Raw genomic sequence first — 16764 nt, forward strand, 5'->3', positions numbered from 1 at the left:
TATCCGGGACTTGTGGGAGCCGTCGTTCGCCATCGGCGCCTCAGGCGAACAGCGCGTCGATGTCGGCCTGCGAAATCTCGCTGCCGCCACCCGACGGTTCGGGCGGCGGGGGCGCGGGACGCGGGGCCGGCTTCGCGGCGGGCGGCGGAGGGGGCGGCGGGGGCGGGGCAGGCGTCTCGGCCGGCTCCGCCCGTTCCAGCACCTGGGGGATCTGTGTGGCCAGCGTGTCGAACAGGGCGTCGATGTCGTCCTGGCTGACCTCCGGCCCGCCGAGCTGCGGGCCGTTCAGCAGATGCGCGTCGGGCCGGGTGTCGCCCAGCTTGCGGTGGGACGCCCCCTCGCCCATCGACGCGGTTTCCGAGGCGGTGGCGATGCGGTCGACGCCCCAGATCTCGATCATCGTGTTCACGCGCTGCTCGATGTAGCGCAGCGTGTTGACCACCTTGGTGGTGCGCTGACCGGTGATGTCCTGGAAGGCGCAGGCGGTCATGATCTCGATGCTCCAGGCGTCGATGGCGTCGACCATCTCGGCGATGTCGGGATCGGTGCGCGGGATGCCCTGGGTGATCTCCTGGATCTTCTCGGTGGCGTTCAGGATGTCGGTGGTGGCGCGCTCGGTCGCCGCGACGATCTCGTCCAGCTCGCCGGTCGCCGCCTCGATGCGGTTCGACCCGGTGTCGGCGGGGCGCAGCGCGGCGATGTCGCTGCGCGTCTCGCGCACCACCTGGGTGATCGACATCAGCTCCTGCTGAAGCTGCAGATTGTCGCCAATGCCGCTCCCCATGCCGCCGCCCGGAGTCAGGCGGGGGAGAGCGCCGGGTTCCACCCCGCGCAGCCGGTTGATCTGCTGCTCCAGCGCGCCGGTCAGCCGATGGAACTCGTCCATCGCGACCACGCGTGATCGTCGGTCGCGCATGCGCAGGAACGCGCGGCCGCGCGCGGTCTGCGACAGCGCCTCCTCCATCTGGAGGTAATCATGCTCGGTCAGTTCCATCAGAGGAACGTCGCTCATCGTCGTCACCGTCGGCGGGCCGCTGTTGAGTATCCGCCATGGAGGAAAGCACGTCTTAGGAAAACTGAGGTTACACCAGACATGGCCTGGATTTCAGGCAAATCCTTCACAATACGTCCTCGCAGATCCCGCTGAACAAAGTCTTAATGAAGTCCTGGACGGCGCGCGATGACACACCCTGTCGTCATGCAACCAAGCATAGAAGCCGGCCGCCGGAGCGGTGCCGCGAAAGACGGCGGTCGGCGGTATGGAGGATTCACCCGTCGCCGCCCTCGCCCTATACTCCATCCCTCTGCGCTGGCCGAGCGGTGGGGCAAAGGGCGCACAGGCTTGACCCGCGGGTGCCGCTCGCCCACATCAGCGGCGCCAACGCGGTGCGGAACAACTGGAATAGGGACAAGATGCCGATGACGACGACGCTTCGGTTCGCGGCGCTTCGGTTTGCGGGGGCGATGTGCGTGGCCGGGCTTTTGGGGATCGGCGTTCCGGGCGCGGGCCCGGCCCCCGCCGCCGCGGCCCTGCCCGCCGGCGTCACCGGGGTGACGACCATCGCGCCGATGCTGGAGCAGGTGACCCCCGCCGTCGTCAACATCGCCGTCCTGTCGCGGGCGCCGCAGGCCGAGAACCCGCTGCTGCGCGACCCCTTCTTCCGCCGTTTCTTCAACGTCCCCGAGCAGCAGGCCCGCCCGCAGGTCAGCGCCGGGTCGGGCGTGATCGTGGACGCGCGGCGCGGCTACGTCATCACCAACGCCCATGTGGTGGAGAACGCGCAGGAGATCGCCGTCACCCTGAAGGACCGCCGCCGCCTGCGCGCCAAGCTGGTCGGGCGGGACGCGGCGACCGACATCGCGCTGCTGAAGATCGAGGCGGAGAAGCTGACCGCACTGCCCTGGGGCGATTCGGACCAGCTCAAGGTCGGCGACTTCCTGGTCGCCATCGGCAACCCCTTCGGGCTGGGCCAGACGGTCACCTCCGGCATCGTCTCGGCGCTTGGCCGCAGCGGGCTGAAGATCGAGGGGTACGAGGACTTCATCCAGACCGACGCCTCCATCAACCCCGGCAATTCCGGCGGCGCGCTGGTCAACTTCAACGGCGAGCTGGTCGGCATCAACACCGCCATCATCGGCCCGGCCGGCGGATCGGTCGGCATCGGCTTCGCCGTCCCGGTCAGCATCGTCCGCTCGGTGATGGAGCAGCTGGTCGAGTATGGCGAGGTGCGGCGCGGCCGGCTGGGGGTCTCCATCCAGGACCTGACCCCCGATCTGGCCGACAGCATGAATCTGGCCGGCGACGCCGGGGCGGTCATCGCCCAGGTGGAGCGCGGGTCCGCCGCCGAGCGCGCCGGCTTCCGCAGCGGCGACGTGGTGACCGCGGTGAACGGGCGGCCGGTGCGCAGCGCCACCGACTTCCGCAACCGCATGGGTCTGGTGCGGGCCGGCACGCCGCTTCAGGTGACCGTCCTGCGCGGCGGCGGCGAACGGGTGCTGAACGTCCGAACGGCGAACTAGACCCGGCGGACCGGATCGGGATAACCATGGTCTGATGATCGGCCGCCCCTCCCCTCCCCGCCGGCAGGCCCCGCCCGCCCCCATGGTCAGCGCGGCCCAACGCCAGCGCGAAGTCGCCCGCATGCTGATGCGGCTCGACGACATGCTGAAGGCCTGCGCGGATCTGGCGGCGGCGGCGCGGGAGCGCGTGTCGGTCGGCGGGATGGGCCGCTACCGCAAATTCTCCCGCAAGGTGCGCGACTTCTTCTCGCTGGCGGCGGTGACCCAGGAACGGCTGGACGCCGCCCCGTCGGAGATGGAGGAGCTGATCGGCCCGATGACCACCGCGCTGGAACGCCTGCACGCCCGCATGGTGATCCTGTTCGTGGAGGAGAGCCTGGGCTTCTTCAACACCTTCGCGCGGGTCAAGGCGCTGCCCATCGGCACCCACGAGACGGTGGGGGTGGAGTTCCGCGCGCTGATGGAGATCCGCAAGTTCCTCGACGACCCGCTCTACGACGGGGAGCGCGGGCAGGGCCTGCGCAAGCAGACGGACCGTGTCGCCGTCCTCATGCGCGCGGTGATGGACCGCTGCCCGCCCCTGCCCGACTTCGGCGACGAGCCGAGCATCGGGCCGCGCGGGACGGTGAACAAGCCGCTGCGCCCGCCGCGCGCTGCGCCGCCTCCCGCCGCGGGCCGGGCGGCGGAGCCCCGCCCGCTGCCGCAGCCCCATTCCCAGCGGCCCGATCCCCGGCTTGAGGTCCGCCAGCTGTCGCTGGACGACGAGGACTGACGGGCCGCCTGCCCGATCAGCTTTCCCCCGGTCAGCTTTCCCCCGATCAGCTTTCCCCCATCAGCTTTCCATGGTCGTCGACTGGCGGTGGTGGCTGTGCGCGTCGACGCCGCGCAGATGCTCGGCGGCCTCGTGCAGGGCGCGCTCGCTGGCGCTGTCGGGGGTCTGCAGACCGGCGTCCGGGCCGGGGACGGCGTCCTCTTCGGCGATCTCGCGGGTGGCCTGTTGCCAATGCTCGATGTGGCGCCCCTCGGGACGGCCCTCCCGTTCCCAGATGGCGCGGGCGCGCTCGCGGACGCGGGGGTCGTCGGGGCTGGTGTGATGCTCCATGGCGCTGTCCTTCCTGTGCGGTCTGCTCTCAAGACAATCAACAGGCGGAGCGGCACGCTGTGCCGCTACAGCCAATAGAGCGGGCTGACCCCGAACAGCCAGGGATGCAGCGCGATCATCGCGGCGTAGGCGGCCAGCGCGCCCAGGACGCGGCTCCAGCCGATCTCGCCGGGACGGAAGCGCTGGCGTCCGGCCAGGATGGCGGCGAAGGGCAGCGCGGAGGTCTCCGCCCGGTAGGCCCGCCCAGCAGCACTCCGGCGCAGCAGCCAGTCGTTCTTGACCATGGCGAACAGGGCGATGGCCGCCATCGCGACGAACAGCACGACCCGCCGCCCGTCCCCGGTGGCTTGCAGGTGCAGCAGCGCCCACAGCAGCAGCCCCATGGAACCGGGGAAGCGGGTGATCCGGTAGATGCCCCGCGGCGGGTTGGGGGCGTCGGGCTCGCCGGCCTTGCTGGTGACGCGGGCGGCGATCAGCAGGAAGGACAGCGGCATCAGCGCGACGACCAGCGGCGCCGCCCAGCCGGCGGGAAGGAACAGCGGCTCGCCGCCCCCGGCCGCGCGGTAGGCCCAGACGAACAGCCCGAGCGCCAGCAGCGAGCCCAGCGAATGCAGGGCGACGAACCCGCCCCTCCCCAGCCGGGCGATCAGCCACGGCCGCACCCCCGGCCAGGACGGCACGGCGTGGGTGGCGAACAGGAACAGGGCGGCGAGAAGAAGATCGGTGGTCATGGGATGCGAGGAAACACCGCTTTGCCGGGCGGAGTCTTGATGAACGTCAAACTTGGAACCGTGAAGGCAAACCGCATCCGGGTGTGGCGCAGGCCACAGCGGGGATGGGCGGCGGGGCGTAGGGTCTGGTCATCGGACAGGCCGGGCCCCGACGCAGACGGAACCGGCAGCCAACTCCCCCAGACACCAACTTCTCAGACACCGGAAGGAAACCACACCATGCGCCGCACCACCCTGATCGCCGCCGCCGCCGTCCTGCTCTGCTCCGCCCCGGCCTTCGCCGGCGACCTGATGACCGGCGGCATCCCGCTCGGCAACGCCAGCAACCTGGGCGTCATCTCCAACACCGCCGCGGGCATCCAGAACAAGGCGCAGCAGCAGGTGATGGGCGTCCAGGCGGGCGGCGGGCTGGCCGGGCCCTTCGGCACCGCCTCCAACCTGGGCAACGTCTCCAACCTCGCCGCCGGCGTCGGCAACACCGCCAAGCAGCAGGTCTTCGGCCTGCAGGCGGGCGGCGGGATGGGTGGCGGGGTGAAGGCGCCCTTCGCTCTGGGCGGCTTCAACAGCAACGCCGGCACCGTCAGCAACAGCGCGGTCGGCATCGGCAACACCGCCCAGCAGCAGGTCAAGGCCATGCAGTTCGGTGCGCCGGGCGCCCTGTTCAACCAGAACCTCGGCACCGTCTCCAACCTCTCCGCCGGCATCGGCAACAAGGCCCAGCAGCAGGTCACCGGCATCCAGAAGTAAAGCCCCTCCCTTTCCCCCTCCCATCCAGGCAGACCTTGCGGCCGGGGCACTCCCCCGGCCGTCTTTTTGTGCGCAGGCGGGGCGTTTCCCGGCGCGGATGTGCGGACAAGGAACCTTCCCCCCGGCGGCGCGTTGGAGCGGCGATCACTCTCCCGCGGCCATGCGCCGCGGTCATTCGGGAAGCCGCAGCATGAACCGCAACAGCATTTCGACATTGGGATGGCCCAGGGTGGGATGGAGGGCCGCGACCATCCTGTCGGCGTCGCTCGGGCTGGCCGCCTGCGCCGGCAGCGTGCCGCCGCCGACCGCCCAGCTCGGCGCGTCGGCGCAGGCCATCCAGCAGGCCGAACGGGCCGGCGCCCTCGAACATTCCCCCGCGGAGTTCCAATCCGCCCGCGAGAAGCTGGCCGCCGCCGACGCCGCCATGCGCGAGGACGAGCGGACCAAGGCCCGCCGCCTCGCCGAGCAGGCGCAGGCCGACGCCGAACTCGCCACCGTGCGCTCGCAGCGGGCGACGGCGCAGCAGGCCGCCAGCGCGGTCCGCACGCTCGCGAATCCCAACAGCGGTGTGCCCAACAGCGGTGTGCCGGGCCGGGCGCCCGCCGCCTCCGCCGCCGCTCCCCTGGCCCCGTCGGGCATGAGCGGGACCTCGACCTGGGATTCCCCGCGCACGCTGGAGGGCACGCCGTGATGCACACCACCGACAAGAAGACTTGGACGATGAGGAAAAGCCTGGCCCTGGCGTCGCTGGGCGTCGTCGCCCTGTCGCTCGGCGCCTGCGCCACCCCGGACGACACCCCGGCCCTGGCCCAGGCGCGCCAGTCCTATTCCAGCGCCGCCGCCAACCCGCAGCTGGCCAGCAACGCCACGCTGGAGCTGCGCCGCGCCGAAGAGGCGCTGCAGCGCGGCGAGCGGGCGCGCAGCGACGGCAACACCGCGGAGATGGACCATCAGGCCTATCTCGCCAACCGGCAGATCCAGATCGCCCAGGACGTGGCGGCGATGAAGGGCGCGCAGCAGGTCGTCGCCAACGCCGAGACCTACCGCCTCCAGGACCAGATCCGCGCCCTCCAGGCGGAGCGGACGGAACGCGGTCTGGTGATGTCGCTGGGCGATGTGCTGTTCGCCACCGGCAGCGCCCGCCTGACTCCGGGCGCCGACGCGCGTCTGAGCGAACTCGCCAGCTTCCTGCAGCGCAACCCGGAACGGACCGTGCGGATCGAGGGCTACACCGACACCACCGGTTCGTCGGCCACCAACCTGCGCCTGTCGGAGGAGCGGGCCATGGCGGTGCGCGACGCGCTGACCGCGCGCGGCGTCAACCCCAGCCGCATCGCCGCGCAGGGGCTGGGGTCGGCCCAGCCGGTCGCCTCCAACAGCACGGAGTCGGGACGACAGCAGAACCGCCGCGTCGACATCGTGATCTCCGAGCCAGGCTCGGTGGCGGAGACGCGCTCCTGACGTGTCGTGCTGCCATTTGACGCAGCGTGTGGGTGACATGGAACGGGCGGGCCGGAAACGGCTCGCCCGCTTCGATTCCGGCCCGATTTTCGGCTGTTTTTCCCGCCCCGACTTGCCCGTCCCGCTCCACCTCTGCACCGGAAGCGCGGCCATTCAAAAAATTTGTCTCGAATGCTAGGCAAAATCAATGCTTCTTTACCTTTTACGGTGTGTGGTTTTACGATGCGCGAACATGAGGGACCATCGCGTCCTTTTGATTGCGCGGGGATTCGGAATGACCACTGGACAAGGTGACGAGGGAGCGATGCTCAGCAGGGGATTTTTGAAGGCGCAGGCTCTGCTTCTCCTCATCATCGGCCTTCCGGTGATCGTGGTGGTGGTTCTCCTCAACCCGCTGTGGAACGCCACGCTGCACCGGTTCGGCGTGCCGGAGGGGCCGGCCGCGGCGCTCGGCATGATCGTCACCATCATGGTGGTGATGGTCGTGCAGTACTGGGTGCTGGAGACGCGGCGGACCATGGTCACCTCGCTGTTCAACTTCATCCCGCACGAGCATCTGACCTTCGACGGCGAGACGCTGACGACGGACGAGGCCAACCGCCTGTTCGTCACCCTGCACCGGGATTCCGAGGAGTGGCGGCGCCTGCTGAGCGACAACGGCATGGATGGCCCGCTGGACGAGTTCGGCAGCCTGTGCGCCGCCCGTCTGGCCTTCGCGCGCCGCCCCCAGGGCATCCCACTGGAGGCGGAACGCGCCATCGCCGAGGTGCCGCAGGCGGTGGACGCGGCCAAGGCCCGCGTCGGCGCGGCGCTCGACCAGGCGGAGCGGGAGGTGCAGACTTTGCGCGCCCGCCTGTCCGACACGGAGGACGCGGTGGCCGCCCTGGTCGGCTTCATCCGCGACAGCGAGGTGCAGATCGCCGGCCGCCACGACGACGCCCAGCGTTGCGCGACGGAGAACCGTGCGCTTCTCGCCAACCTCCAGGAGCATCTCGACCGCCGCCGGGCCGAGGCGACCTCCGACCTGACGCGGTTCGAGCAGATCGTCGCGGAATCCCGCGCGCTGGAGGATTCGGTCAACGCCATCACCCGCATCATGTCCGCCACCAACATGCTGGCGCTGAACGCCGCCATCGAGGCGACGCGGGCCGGGGAGTACGGCCACGGCTTCCGCGTGGTGGCGAACGAGGTGCGCGATCTGGCCCGCCAGTCGAACGAGGCCATCCAGGTGATCCAGAAGGGCATCGACCGCATGCAGCAGGCGATCGCCCAGCAGATCGCCGGGCAGGACGCCCAGGCCAAGGTGGCCGCCGAGCACGCGCTGCTGTCCGATCTGGCCGCCCGCCTGCAAAGCCTCAGCACCGGCCAACAGGACGTCGCCGGGCACGAACGGCACCTGATGGGCGAGCTGGACCGGCTGGGCGACACCCTGGCCGACACCCTGACCGGCTTCGCCGGCGACCTGCGCGTGCCCGAGGGGCTGCGGCGGGAGCTGGACGCGATCAGCGGCGGGCTGGCGCGGCTGAACGGGCTGGAGGAGAATCTGCGCGGCCTGTCCAACGTCCGCAGACGGGCCGCTTGACGGCAGCTCGCGGCAGGCCGGTCAGCGGCCGCCGCGGTCGGTCTCGACCATCGCCAACGCCACGGCGTAAACCCCGGCGATCGCCCCGGCGGTGAACAGCGCCGCCCCCACCGCGCGGGTCAGGGAGCGGGCCGGCGCCGGGGCCGGCGGCATGCGTTTCCACACCGCCCAAGCCTCCTCCGGGCGGTCGGGGTCGGCGATGCGCAAGGCGGCGAAGGCCTGCTCGGTCAGGCCGGGGTCGGTGTCGGGCAGCGGCGCCAGCCGGCGTCCGGACGGCTTGTTCAGCCGGTCGATGGCCGCCACGACGCTGCCCGTGGCGCGGACGGCGGCGGTCATCTCCGACGGGTCCACCCCCATATGCTCGGCCAGCAGGCGGTTGCGCACCGCCCCGATGGCGTTGGCAGTGCTGCGGGCGGCGGCGCTGCGGTCGCCCGGCGGCGACTCCACCGCCAGATCGCATTCCGTGTCGTAGCCCATGGAGCGGTTGTTCAGGTTGCTCGACCCGATGCGCAGCAGCCGGTCGTCCACCACCATCAGCTTGGAATGCACGACGATGCCGTTGCCCCCCTCGGTCAGCGGGGTCATGGCGCGCAGGCGGCCGTGGCGGTCGGCGGCGCGCAGTTCCTGAAGCACCACGCCGCGCGGCGTGTCCATGGCCATGCGGTCGAACCAGCTCGGGCTTTCCATGGGGACGACGACGACCACCTCCGGCCCGTCCGGCTCGCGCAGCCGCCGGGCCAGCGCCTCGGCCACGCGGAAGGAGGCGAAATACTGGTTCTCCAGATAGATGCTGTGGCGCGCCTCGGCGATGGCGGCGAAGGTCAGCGCCTCGTTCTCGCGCACCGGACGGCCGACCAGACAGTCGGGGAGCGTGCGGGCGATGCCCACATCCGCGTCGGTGATCAGCGGGTGCAGCCCCTCCGGCCAGGGATCGGCGCCGGCCGCGAGGAAGCCCTCCGGCGGCGGGGGCGGCAGCGCCTGCCCGGTGGCGTGGCTCCAGCGCTCGCGCGCCATCACCCCCAGCGCACGGGCGGCGGGTCCGTCCACCGCCATCATCACGTCGTGGCGCGGCGCGTGCAGTTCCCCGGTCGGCCAGCGGCGGCGCGGGTCGTTGTCCAGATGCTCGGGCGTGTCCCAGCGGTCGCCGGCCAGATCGATGCCGCCGCAGAAGGCCAGCGCGTCGTCGACCACCACCAGCTTCTGGTGCTGCGCCGCGCCCACCGGCAGGGCGTCGTCCAACTCCAGCGTCAGCCGCGGGCCGGTGCGCCGGTTCAGCCGCTCCAGCGGCCCGTGCGGGTGCTCCAGCGAGATCGGGAACGGCATGTCCCATTTCAGCGCGTGGATCTGCAGCGACGGGCGGCGGCGGATCAGGCGGGCGAGGAAATCGCCCAGCGTTTCCGGGTCGTGGGGGTCGAGGCGCATCCGCGGATCGATGTCCCAGCCGAGCAGGATCACCGACCGCCGCGCCCGCAGCAGGGCGGCGCGCACCGCCGCGAAGAAGGCGGCGCCGTCGACCAGCACCGCCACCCGGTCCGCCCGCTCGCTCCGCCAGCAGGTGGCGCCGGGGCGCAGGATGGGCCGCGTCCCGGCAAGGTCAGCCGCATCCCGATGTTCGCTCATTCCTGCCTCGACGTGCCGTAACGGTGCTTGCGTCAACTCTTCCGGCGGCGGCCTGTTCCGCAAGGCGGCCGGCTGCTCCGGAATCGCCCGGCGGCCGCTTCCGGATGGCGGCGGACGGAACGCCCGGACGGCGGGCGGTTCGCCAAAAGATCGGAATGGGCCTTCGGTTTTGCTGCAACGATGCGCCGGGCCTCCTGTTGGGGATGGGCGAATGGGGGACGGGCGCGCCGCAGGGCGCCGGACCGAACCCCCGCCAGGAGGGCGCCCGGCCAAAGGGCGCCGCCACCAGATGGAGAGATGAGGATGCGTACCCTGTTGATCGCCGCCGCGTCGGCCCTCGCGCTGATGGCCGGCTCCGCCGTCGCCCAGTCGGGCGGCACCTCCGTGAGCCCGACCGTCCCCAGCACCACCACGTCGCCGTCGACCGGCCTGAGCACCTCCGGCCCGGGCTCCACTCCGGGCAGCGTCACCACCCCGGGCACCGCCGGCTCGTCCGGCACCATGAACACCATGCCGGGGACCACCATGCCCGGTTCGTCAGGCAGCACCATGGGCAACGGCACCATGGGCAGCGGTTCGTCGGGCGGCACCTGGCAGGGCCAGACCACGGTACCGTCGGGCATGGGCAGCGCCACCAGCAGCAACCCGGCCCGCGACAACCAGACCGCGACCGGCACCCACTGCCCGCCGGGCACCCCGAACTGCGGCCCGGACGGCAGCAAGTAAGGCCTTCAAGCTTTGCAGCGAAGGGCGCGCCGGAGTCTCCGGCGTGCCTTTTTCGTTTCAGACCGCGGGTTCCGGCCGGATCGTAGCCGGTTCGCCGCTGTCCACCGCGGAGGGAGCCTTGGCGGGGAAGCGCAGGACGAAGCAGGTGCCCCCCTTCCCCTGGCCGCCCTCCCGGCCACTGTCGCGGCTGTCCACGCGGATGCTGCCGCGCAGGCGGGTGGTCACGATGTTGTAGACGATGTGCAGGCCGAGCCCGCTCCCCCCCTCGCCGCGCCGCGTCGTGAAGAAGGGGTCGAAGACGCGCCCGAGATTCGCGGCGGGAATCCCGCAGCCGTCGTCGGCGAAGCGCAGTTCGACCTCCTGCGGGTTGGGGCGGGTCACGGCGATGGTCAGCGTGCCCGCCCGACCGTCCGGATAGGCGTGGATCACGGCGTTCATGGTCAGGTTGGTCAGGACCTGGAACAGCGCGCCGGGGTAGCTGTCAACCCACAGCCCGGTCGGGCAATCCACCTCCACCCGGTGGGGGGTCTGCTTCAGCCGCGGGCGCAGGCTGGTCAGCACATCGTCCAGATAAGCGGCCAGATCGACGCGGCGCCGCTCCTCGCTGGTCTGGTCCACGGCGGTCTGCTTGAAGCTCTGGATCAGTTCGGCGGCGCGGTTCAGGTTGCTCTCGATCAGCCGGCAGGCCTCCCCCGCGGTGGTCAGGTAGCCGGTGAAGTCGGCGCGGCGCAGCGTGTTGGCCTCGACCCCGCGGACCACCTTGCGGGTCTGGTCGGCCAGATGGGTGATGCCGGTCAGGGCGATGCCCACCGGCGTGTTCACCTCGTGCGCCACCCCCGCGACCATTCCGCCGAGCGAGGCCATCTTCTCCGCCTGGATCAGGTGGGCCTGGGTGTCGCGCAGGTCGGCCAGGGCGCCCTCGGCGCGCTGCTTGGCGGCCTCCGTCTCCTCCTCCGAGCGCTTGCGCAGGGTGATGTCGTTGACGGCGATGAGGATGGCCGGCTCGTCCACGTCGTGGATCTCCACGGCGGAGATCATCGCCCAGAAGGGCCGGCCCGCGGCGGTGCGCATCTCCATCTCCAGGTCGCTCGCCGCCCCCTGCTCGGCGACCAGACGGGACAGCCGGGCGGCGTCGGAGGGGTGGAGGAAGAAGCGCGCGTTGCGGGTCAGCGCCAGCCGCGATCCCTCGGTCCCGAACAGCGCCTCGGCCTGGGGGTTGGCGAACAGGACGGCGTCGTCCGACCGCCGGGCGATCACGATGGGAAAGGGCGAGGCCGCCAGGATCGCGCGCATCCGCTCCTCCCCCGCCTTCAGCGCCTCGGCGTAGGCGTGGGTCTCCACCAGGGCCGTGCCGAACCGCTCGACGCTGGTGGAGATGGCCTGAAGCTCCGCGAACAGGGCCGGCGGCAGGCGGACGGTGCGGCGCTCCTTCTGCACCATGGCCAGCGCCTGCGAGGCGCGGCGGATCGGGCGGACCACATGGACCCGCAGCAGCACGTAAAGCACCGTCTGCACCGCCGAGGCGATGCCCAGCCCGACCAGAACGATCCACAGGCCGCTGCGCGCCTGGTCGGTCAGCGTGTCGGCGATGCGCCGCGTGTTGGTCGCGGCGGCGTCGGTCAGGCTGCCGCTGAGGTCGTTCAGCACGCCGTGGGCGATCTCCGTCTCCAGCCCCATCAAGCCCGCTTCGGACAGGATGGTCCGGCGCAGGGTGAACAGCGCGCCCAGCCCGTCGAGGTCGCGCGCGGTGCGGGCGAGCGGCGCCCGCTCTCCCGCCTCCAGCGGGATCAGCGCGTTCACCACCGCGGCGGCGTGCTCGTGGAAGCGGGCGACCTCGACGGCGAGCTGCTCCGTGTCGGTCGCGGTCACCCCCGCGGCCAGCGCCTCCAGCGCGCGGTGGTAGGGCTCCTGCACCGCCAGGGGGGCGCCGGAGCGCAGCAGGCTCAGGAACGCCTCGTCCCCCTTGCGCTGCAGGGCGACGGCCTGGGCGGCCAGGGCGTCGATGGCGTCGGCCCGCTCCGCGGTGCGGCGCACCGCCTGGATGGCCGTGTCGAGCCGTTGCAGCAGCTCCGGGGCTGCCGCGTCCGCCGCGAAGCGCTGCGACACGCCCTCGACCTCGGCCAGGGCGCCGGCGCGCTCCTCCGGCGAGCGGGAGCGCAGGACGGCCTCGGCGAGCTGGCCCATGCGGGCGGCGAAGACGGCGTACTGGTGCTGGCGGGTGATCTGCGGAACGATGGCGCGGTCCGCTTCTTCGGCAAGGTCGAGCACCCGGACGAAGGCCCCGCCCACCCCGAGGGTCAGCCCGGCCATCAGAAACGCCGTGGCCAGCGCGGTGATCATCGTCACCGTGTGCAGCCGAAGCCGCCGGCCCGTCTGTTTCTCCGTCACGCCCTTGCCCCTCCGCCGTTGCGGCGGCCCGATCATTAGGCCCGATCGTTAGGATAGCCGCTTCCGCGCGCGAGGGAAATGGTGGCACAACGAACAGTTAAGGAGCGATTGCGCAGGTGAGGCGCGGTTACAAGGCCGCGGCGTCCTCCAGGCTTGCGGTTCCGGCGGCGGTGGCGGCCAGCGTGTGGAACAGCGCCTGCTGGCGCGGATCGGCGACCAGATATTCGGGATGCCACTGCACCCCGATCAGGAAGGGGTGATGGACCGCCTCGATCCCCTGGACGATCCCCACCGTCTCGCGCGCCACCACGCGCAGCCCGTCGCCCAGCCGGTCCACCGCTTGATGGTGCAGCGCGTTCACCCGGCATTCGGCGATGCCCAGGATGCGGTAGAGGTGGCTGCGCGGATCGATGCGGATGCGCTTGCGCGGCAGGACCGTGCGCAGCCGCGGCGCCTCCTCGTAGACCTCGTGGATGTCGGTGATCAGCGAGCCGCCGCGGTGCACGTTGATCATTTGCGAGCCCCGGCATATGCCCAGAACGGGCAACCGCCGCGCCGCCGCGCCGTCCAGCGCGCACAGCTCCAGCCGGTCGCGCTCCGGGTCGATGCGCATCTTCGGACGGGCGGTCTCGCCGTAGAGGGCGGCGTCGATGTCGTCGCCGCCGCCAACCACCAGACCGTCCAGCCGCTCGATGGGAAAGGGGTCGCGCGCCGTGATGCGCACCGCCCGCGCCCCGGCCCGGCGCAGCGCCAGACGGTTCGCCCACCAGGCGATGCGGCTGCCGTGCACCGACGCGGTGACTCCGATCAGGGGACGTCCCCGTGCGATGAAGGCGGCCATGCCCTCGCCCTCAGACGGCGAGCCGCCGGCCCGCCTCGGCGGCCCAGTCGTCCAGCGCCTTGCGCGCGGCGAAAGCGCGGAAGTCCGTCCCCAGGGCGTCGAGCCGGCCGCGGTCGGCCGCCAGTTCCTCCACCGCCACCCAGCGGTTCCAGTCCTGGGCCAGACGCCAGTCCGGATCGCCCAGCCGGGCGTTCGGCAAGCGGTAGTGGAAGGTCGGGCGGGGCCGCACATGCGGGTCGGCCAGCTTGGCGGCCATCGTCTGCGGGGCGAGATGGGCGAACAGCGGGAACAGGTCCAGCTCGCGGTTGCGGGTCGGGTTGGCCTCCAGATAATCGCCGATCAGCCCGTCGAGGTCGGGACGGTAGGCGGGATCGACGACCTTCACCGCGTAGTCCACCGGGAAGGCGGCGATGAAACCGGTCAGACGCCGGGTCGGGTCCACGCGGATCTCGCGGCGCAGCCAGGGGGCCAGCAGCAGGAAGGCCTTCAGATGGTCCAGCACATAGTCCCCGTCGGTGCGCGCCACCTGCGGGTTCAGGTGCAGGCCAAAGGCGAACAGCGGGCTGGCGTCGGTACCGGCGGCGCCCTGGTCGCTCAAGGCGGAAAACAGCGGCTCCAGCTCGGCCAGCCGGGCGATCGGGACGGGCGGGGCGGCGATCTCGAAGGGCATGACGAGGCTGCCGATGTTGCCCCACCAGGGCCGCAGCGCCTCGACCACGCCGTCCACCGCCTTGCCGACCGCCTTGCCCAGTCCCTTGTCCGTTGGGCCGGCCTCGCCCTCCTCCGCCTTGCTGGCCTCCACCTTGTCCGGCGCCTTGCCCGGATGCGCGGAGCGCATGTCCAGTTCCACCGCGAAGTCGCCCAGCCGCGTGCCGGTCACCCGGCAGCGGTGCGGGCTCTCCGGCTCCAGCGCGCCGCCGTAGAGGCGGCGCACCACCGCCGCCGCCGACGGGGCGTCGAGATTGGCGAACTCGACCTCCACGCCGACGGTGCGCGGGGCGCCGTCCGTCGTGGTGGGATGGGGGGGCGTGCGGAATGCGGTGTTCATGGCGCCCGTTCAACACGGCGCGCGGCACGGCGGTTCCCGCGCCGCCGCATCGGCCCCCCGGACCGTCTCAGCCGGGGGAGTCGCCCGCCCGCGCCCTCGGCAGGTAGAGCGTCACGGTGGTGCCGGCCCCGACCGTGCTGGTCACCGTGACCGTCCCGCCCGACTGCCGGGCAAAGCCGAAGACCTGGCTGAGTCCCAGCCCGGTGCCCTTGCCCTCCGGCTTGGTGGTGAAGAAGGGTTCGAAGATCCGGCGCAGATGCTCCGGCGGGACGCCGGTCCCGGTGTCGCGGACGGCCAGTGCCACGAAATCGCCGGTCAGCCCGGTGTCGTCGCCCCGCCGCCCCGGCAGGCCGCGGTTCTCCGCCAGGATGGTCAGCGTGCCGCCGTCCGGCATGGCGTCGCGGGCGTTCACCGCCAGATTGAGCAGCGCCACCTCCATGGCCTCGGGATCGGCCAGGATGGACCAGAGATCGTCCGGAACGATCAGGGCGGTGTCCACCGCGCTGCCGGCGGAGCGCGCCAGCAGGGCCTCCAGCGACGCCTTGCGGTCCTGGAGGCGGAAGGGCACCGGCTCGTAGACGCTGCGCCGGCCGAAGGCGGCCATCTGCCGCATCAGCGCCTGCCCGCGCGTCACCGCCCCCTCGATCTCGGGCAGCACGCGGGCGATGCGCTCCGGATCGTTGGGGCGGCTGCGGATGGCGGCGATGCCGCTCTTCACGACGGTCAGCAGGTTGGCGATGTCGTGGGCGACGCCGCCGGTCATCCGGCCCAGGGCCTCCAGCCGCAGGCTTTCCTCCCGCGCCGTCTCCTGGCGGCGGCGCAGCCGCAACTCGCGGGCGAGAAGCCACAGGAAGGCGCCGGCCAGCGTCAGGCTGGCCAGCGCCCCCACCCCGACCAGCCAGACCGCGTTGGAGACCGGCGCCCGGTAGACGTCCTGCGGGATGGCGAAATGGACCGACCACCCATAGTCGGGCAGCGTGCGGAAGGCGACCACCGTCGGAGCGCCCTCCAGGGTCATTCCGTCGTAAACGCCGCTGTCGGCGGTGCGGCGGGCGCGAAGCGCGTTTTCACTGGCGTGGCGCCCGATCATGTCCGGCTCACCGCCGGCCCGTGCCACCAGACGTCCCTCGGCGTCGATGACCGCGGCGATCCAGCCCGGCGGCAGGCGGTTGCCAAACAGCAGGCTCTGGAAGCCCTCCGGCATCACCACCGCCGACAGGACGGCGACCGGCGCGCCGTTGCGCGTCACCGGAACGCGGATGGGGAAGGCGTAGGCGCCGCGCGGGCCGCGCAGGATCGTGCCGACCGCCGGCTTGCCCGTCTCCACCACGCGCCGGTGGCTGTCGATGTCCAGCACCCTGCCCCGGACACCGCCGACCAGGAAGGGGGCGTCGACCAGCCGATTCCCTTCGACGTCGCTGAGGACGATGGTCGACCATAGGGGAAGCGCGCCCTGCACCCGCTCGGCGTATTCGAAGAAGGTCACGGCATCGACGTCGCGGCCCGTGGCCAGACCGTCCAGCAGGGGCGACGCCGCCACCGCCTTCAGCGCGTCGATCTGCGCCGACAGCTCCCGGTCCACCAGGGCCGACAGCCGGTCCACCAGCGCTACGGCGTTGGCCTCCATCGCGCTCTGCTGCCCGCGCAGCCACGCGCCGCCCAGACCTGCGGACAGGACAACCAGCGGCAGCAGCGCGGCCAACACGAGAAGGACCAGCGGACGGTGGTGGATCTTCGACGGCAAACGGGTCTTCCGGAACGGCGGGGCCTGCACTGTAGCACGCTCCCCCTCCACAGGAAGCGGGCGATCCGGTTCGGAAGGGTCAGGCACCCCGCATTTACCAAAGGTTGCGCAACGAGAGTCCATCGACCCAGGGTACCTCCTCCCGGGAGAGATACGGAGAAATATTTCCCGGCCGCCGCGCAGGAGTCGCGGCCGGGGCGCGTCCAATCCGACATCCGCAACCCGACCCGTACAAGCCGAACTCCGCCTGCACG

The 16764-nt window shown here is 71.7% G+C and carries 15 protein-coding genes; 7 read left to right on the forward strand and 8 right to left on the reverse strand.

The features are described 5' to 3' along the window. Window positions 1-40 precede the first annotated feature (40 nt). Window positions 41-1012 (reverse strand): protein phosphatase CheZ, encoded by a 972-nt coding sequence (locus FBZ83_RS10935; RefSeq protein ID WP_145682455.1) that lies wholly within the window; start codon window positions 1010-1012, stop codon window positions 41-43. 407 nt (window positions 1013-1419) lie between these two features. Here FBZ83_RS10935 and FBZ83_RS10940 point away from each other — a divergent pair, with 407 nt between their 5' ends. Further along, window positions 1420-2520 (forward strand): Do family serine endopeptidase, encoded by a 1101-nt coding sequence (locus tag FBZ83_RS10940; protein WP_145682456.1) that lies wholly within the window; start codon window positions 1420-1422, stop codon window positions 2518-2520. Between the two features lie 34 nt (window positions 2521-2554). Continuing rightward, window positions 2555-3292, forward strand: coding sequence for a hypothetical protein (locus FBZ83_RS10945; protein WP_247888257.1), 738 nt, complete (start codon window positions 2555-2557; stop codon window positions 3290-3292). 60 nt (window positions 3293-3352) lie between these two features. Here the strand turns inward: FBZ83_RS10945 and FBZ83_RS10950 are convergent, their stop codons facing one another. Then, window positions 3353-3622, reverse strand: a complete 270-nt coding sequence (locus FBZ83_RS10950) for a DUF2934 domain-containing protein (RefSeq protein ID WP_145682457.1) — start codon at window positions 3620-3622, stop codon at window positions 3353-3355. Window positions 3623-3687: 65 nt separating this feature from the next. Further along, a complete protein-coding gene (locus FBZ83_RS10955; RefSeq protein ID WP_145682458.1) occupies window positions 3688-4353 on the reverse strand; it encodes an NnrU family protein in 666 nt (221 codons plus the stop codon). 219 nt (window positions 4354-4572) lie between these two features. Here FBZ83_RS10955 and FBZ83_RS10960 point away from each other — a divergent pair, with 219 nt between their 5' ends. From FBZ83_RS10960 to FBZ83_RS10975, 4 genes are all read left to right on the forward strand, one after another. Further along, on the forward strand, window positions 4573-5100 hold the full coding sequence (locus FBZ83_RS10960; RefSeq protein WP_145682459.1) for a hypothetical protein: 528 nt from the start codon (window positions 4573-4575) through the stop codon (window positions 5098-5100). A 229-nt stretch (window positions 5101-5329) separates the two neighbouring features. Beyond that, window positions 5330-5791: a DUF4398 domain-containing protein gene (locus FBZ83_RS10965; protein ID WP_145682460.1), complete on the forward strand. Its 462-nt coding sequence runs from the start codon at window positions 5330-5332 to the stop codon at window positions 5789-5791. Next, window positions 5791-6561 (forward strand): OmpA family protein, encoded by a 771-nt coding sequence (locus FBZ83_RS10970; protein WP_145682519.1) that lies wholly within the window; start codon window positions 5791-5793, stop codon window positions 6559-6561. The genes FBZ83_RS10965 and FBZ83_RS10970 overlap by 1 nt, the downstream gene beginning before the upstream one ends. A 274-nt stretch (window positions 6562-6835) precedes the next feature. Further along, window positions 6836-8143 (forward strand): methyl-accepting chemotaxis protein, encoded by a 1308-nt coding sequence (locus FBZ83_RS10975; protein ID WP_247888258.1) that lies wholly within the window; start codon window positions 6836-6838, stop codon window positions 8141-8143. Window positions 8144-8164: 21 nt separating this feature from the next. On the opposite strand, the gene FBZ83_RS32465 is transcribed toward FBZ83_RS10975, so the two are convergent. Next, window positions 8165-9763, reverse strand: a complete 1599-nt coding sequence (locus tag FBZ83_RS32465; protein WP_145682461.1) for a phospholipase D-like domain-containing protein — start codon at window positions 9761-9763, stop codon at window positions 8165-8167. Window positions 9764-10066: 303 nt separating this feature from the next. Here FBZ83_RS32465 and FBZ83_RS10985 point away from each other — a divergent pair, with 303 nt between their 5' ends. Beyond that, window positions 10067-10489, forward strand: a complete 423-nt coding sequence (locus FBZ83_RS10985; RefSeq protein WP_145682462.1) for a hypothetical protein — start codon at window positions 10067-10069, stop codon at window positions 10487-10489. Between the two features lie 57 nt (window positions 10490-10546). On the opposite strand, the gene FBZ83_RS10990 is transcribed toward FBZ83_RS10985, so the two are convergent. From FBZ83_RS10990 to FBZ83_RS11005, 4 genes are all read right to left on the reverse strand, one after another. Continuing rightward, window positions 10547-12877, reverse strand: coding sequence for a sensor histidine kinase (locus FBZ83_RS10990; protein ID WP_186466034.1), 2331 nt, complete (start codon window positions 12875-12877; stop codon window positions 10547-10549). A gap of 127 nt (window positions 12878-13004) precedes the next feature. Further along, entirely contained in the window at window positions 13005-13718 is a 714-nt protein-coding gene (locus FBZ83_RS10995; protein WP_145677111.1) for a gamma-glutamyl-gamma-aminobutyrate hydrolase family protein, read from the reverse strand. Window positions 13719-13728: 10 nt separating this feature from the next. Next, entirely contained in the window at window positions 13729-14766 is a 1038-nt protein-coding gene (locus FBZ83_RS11000; protein WP_145682464.1) for an amidoligase family protein, read from the reverse strand. Between the two features lie 67 nt (window positions 14767-14833). Further along, entirely contained in the window at window positions 14834-16510 is a 1677-nt protein-coding gene (locus FBZ83_RS11005) for an ATP-binding protein (RefSeq protein WP_186466035.1), read from the reverse strand. Window positions 16511-16764 lie beyond the last annotated feature (254 nt).

The organism is Azospirillum brasilense (assembly GCF_007827815.1).
GTDB lineage: Bacteria > Pseudomonadota > Alphaproteobacteria > Azospirillales > Azospirillaceae > Azospirillum > Azospirillum brasilense_C.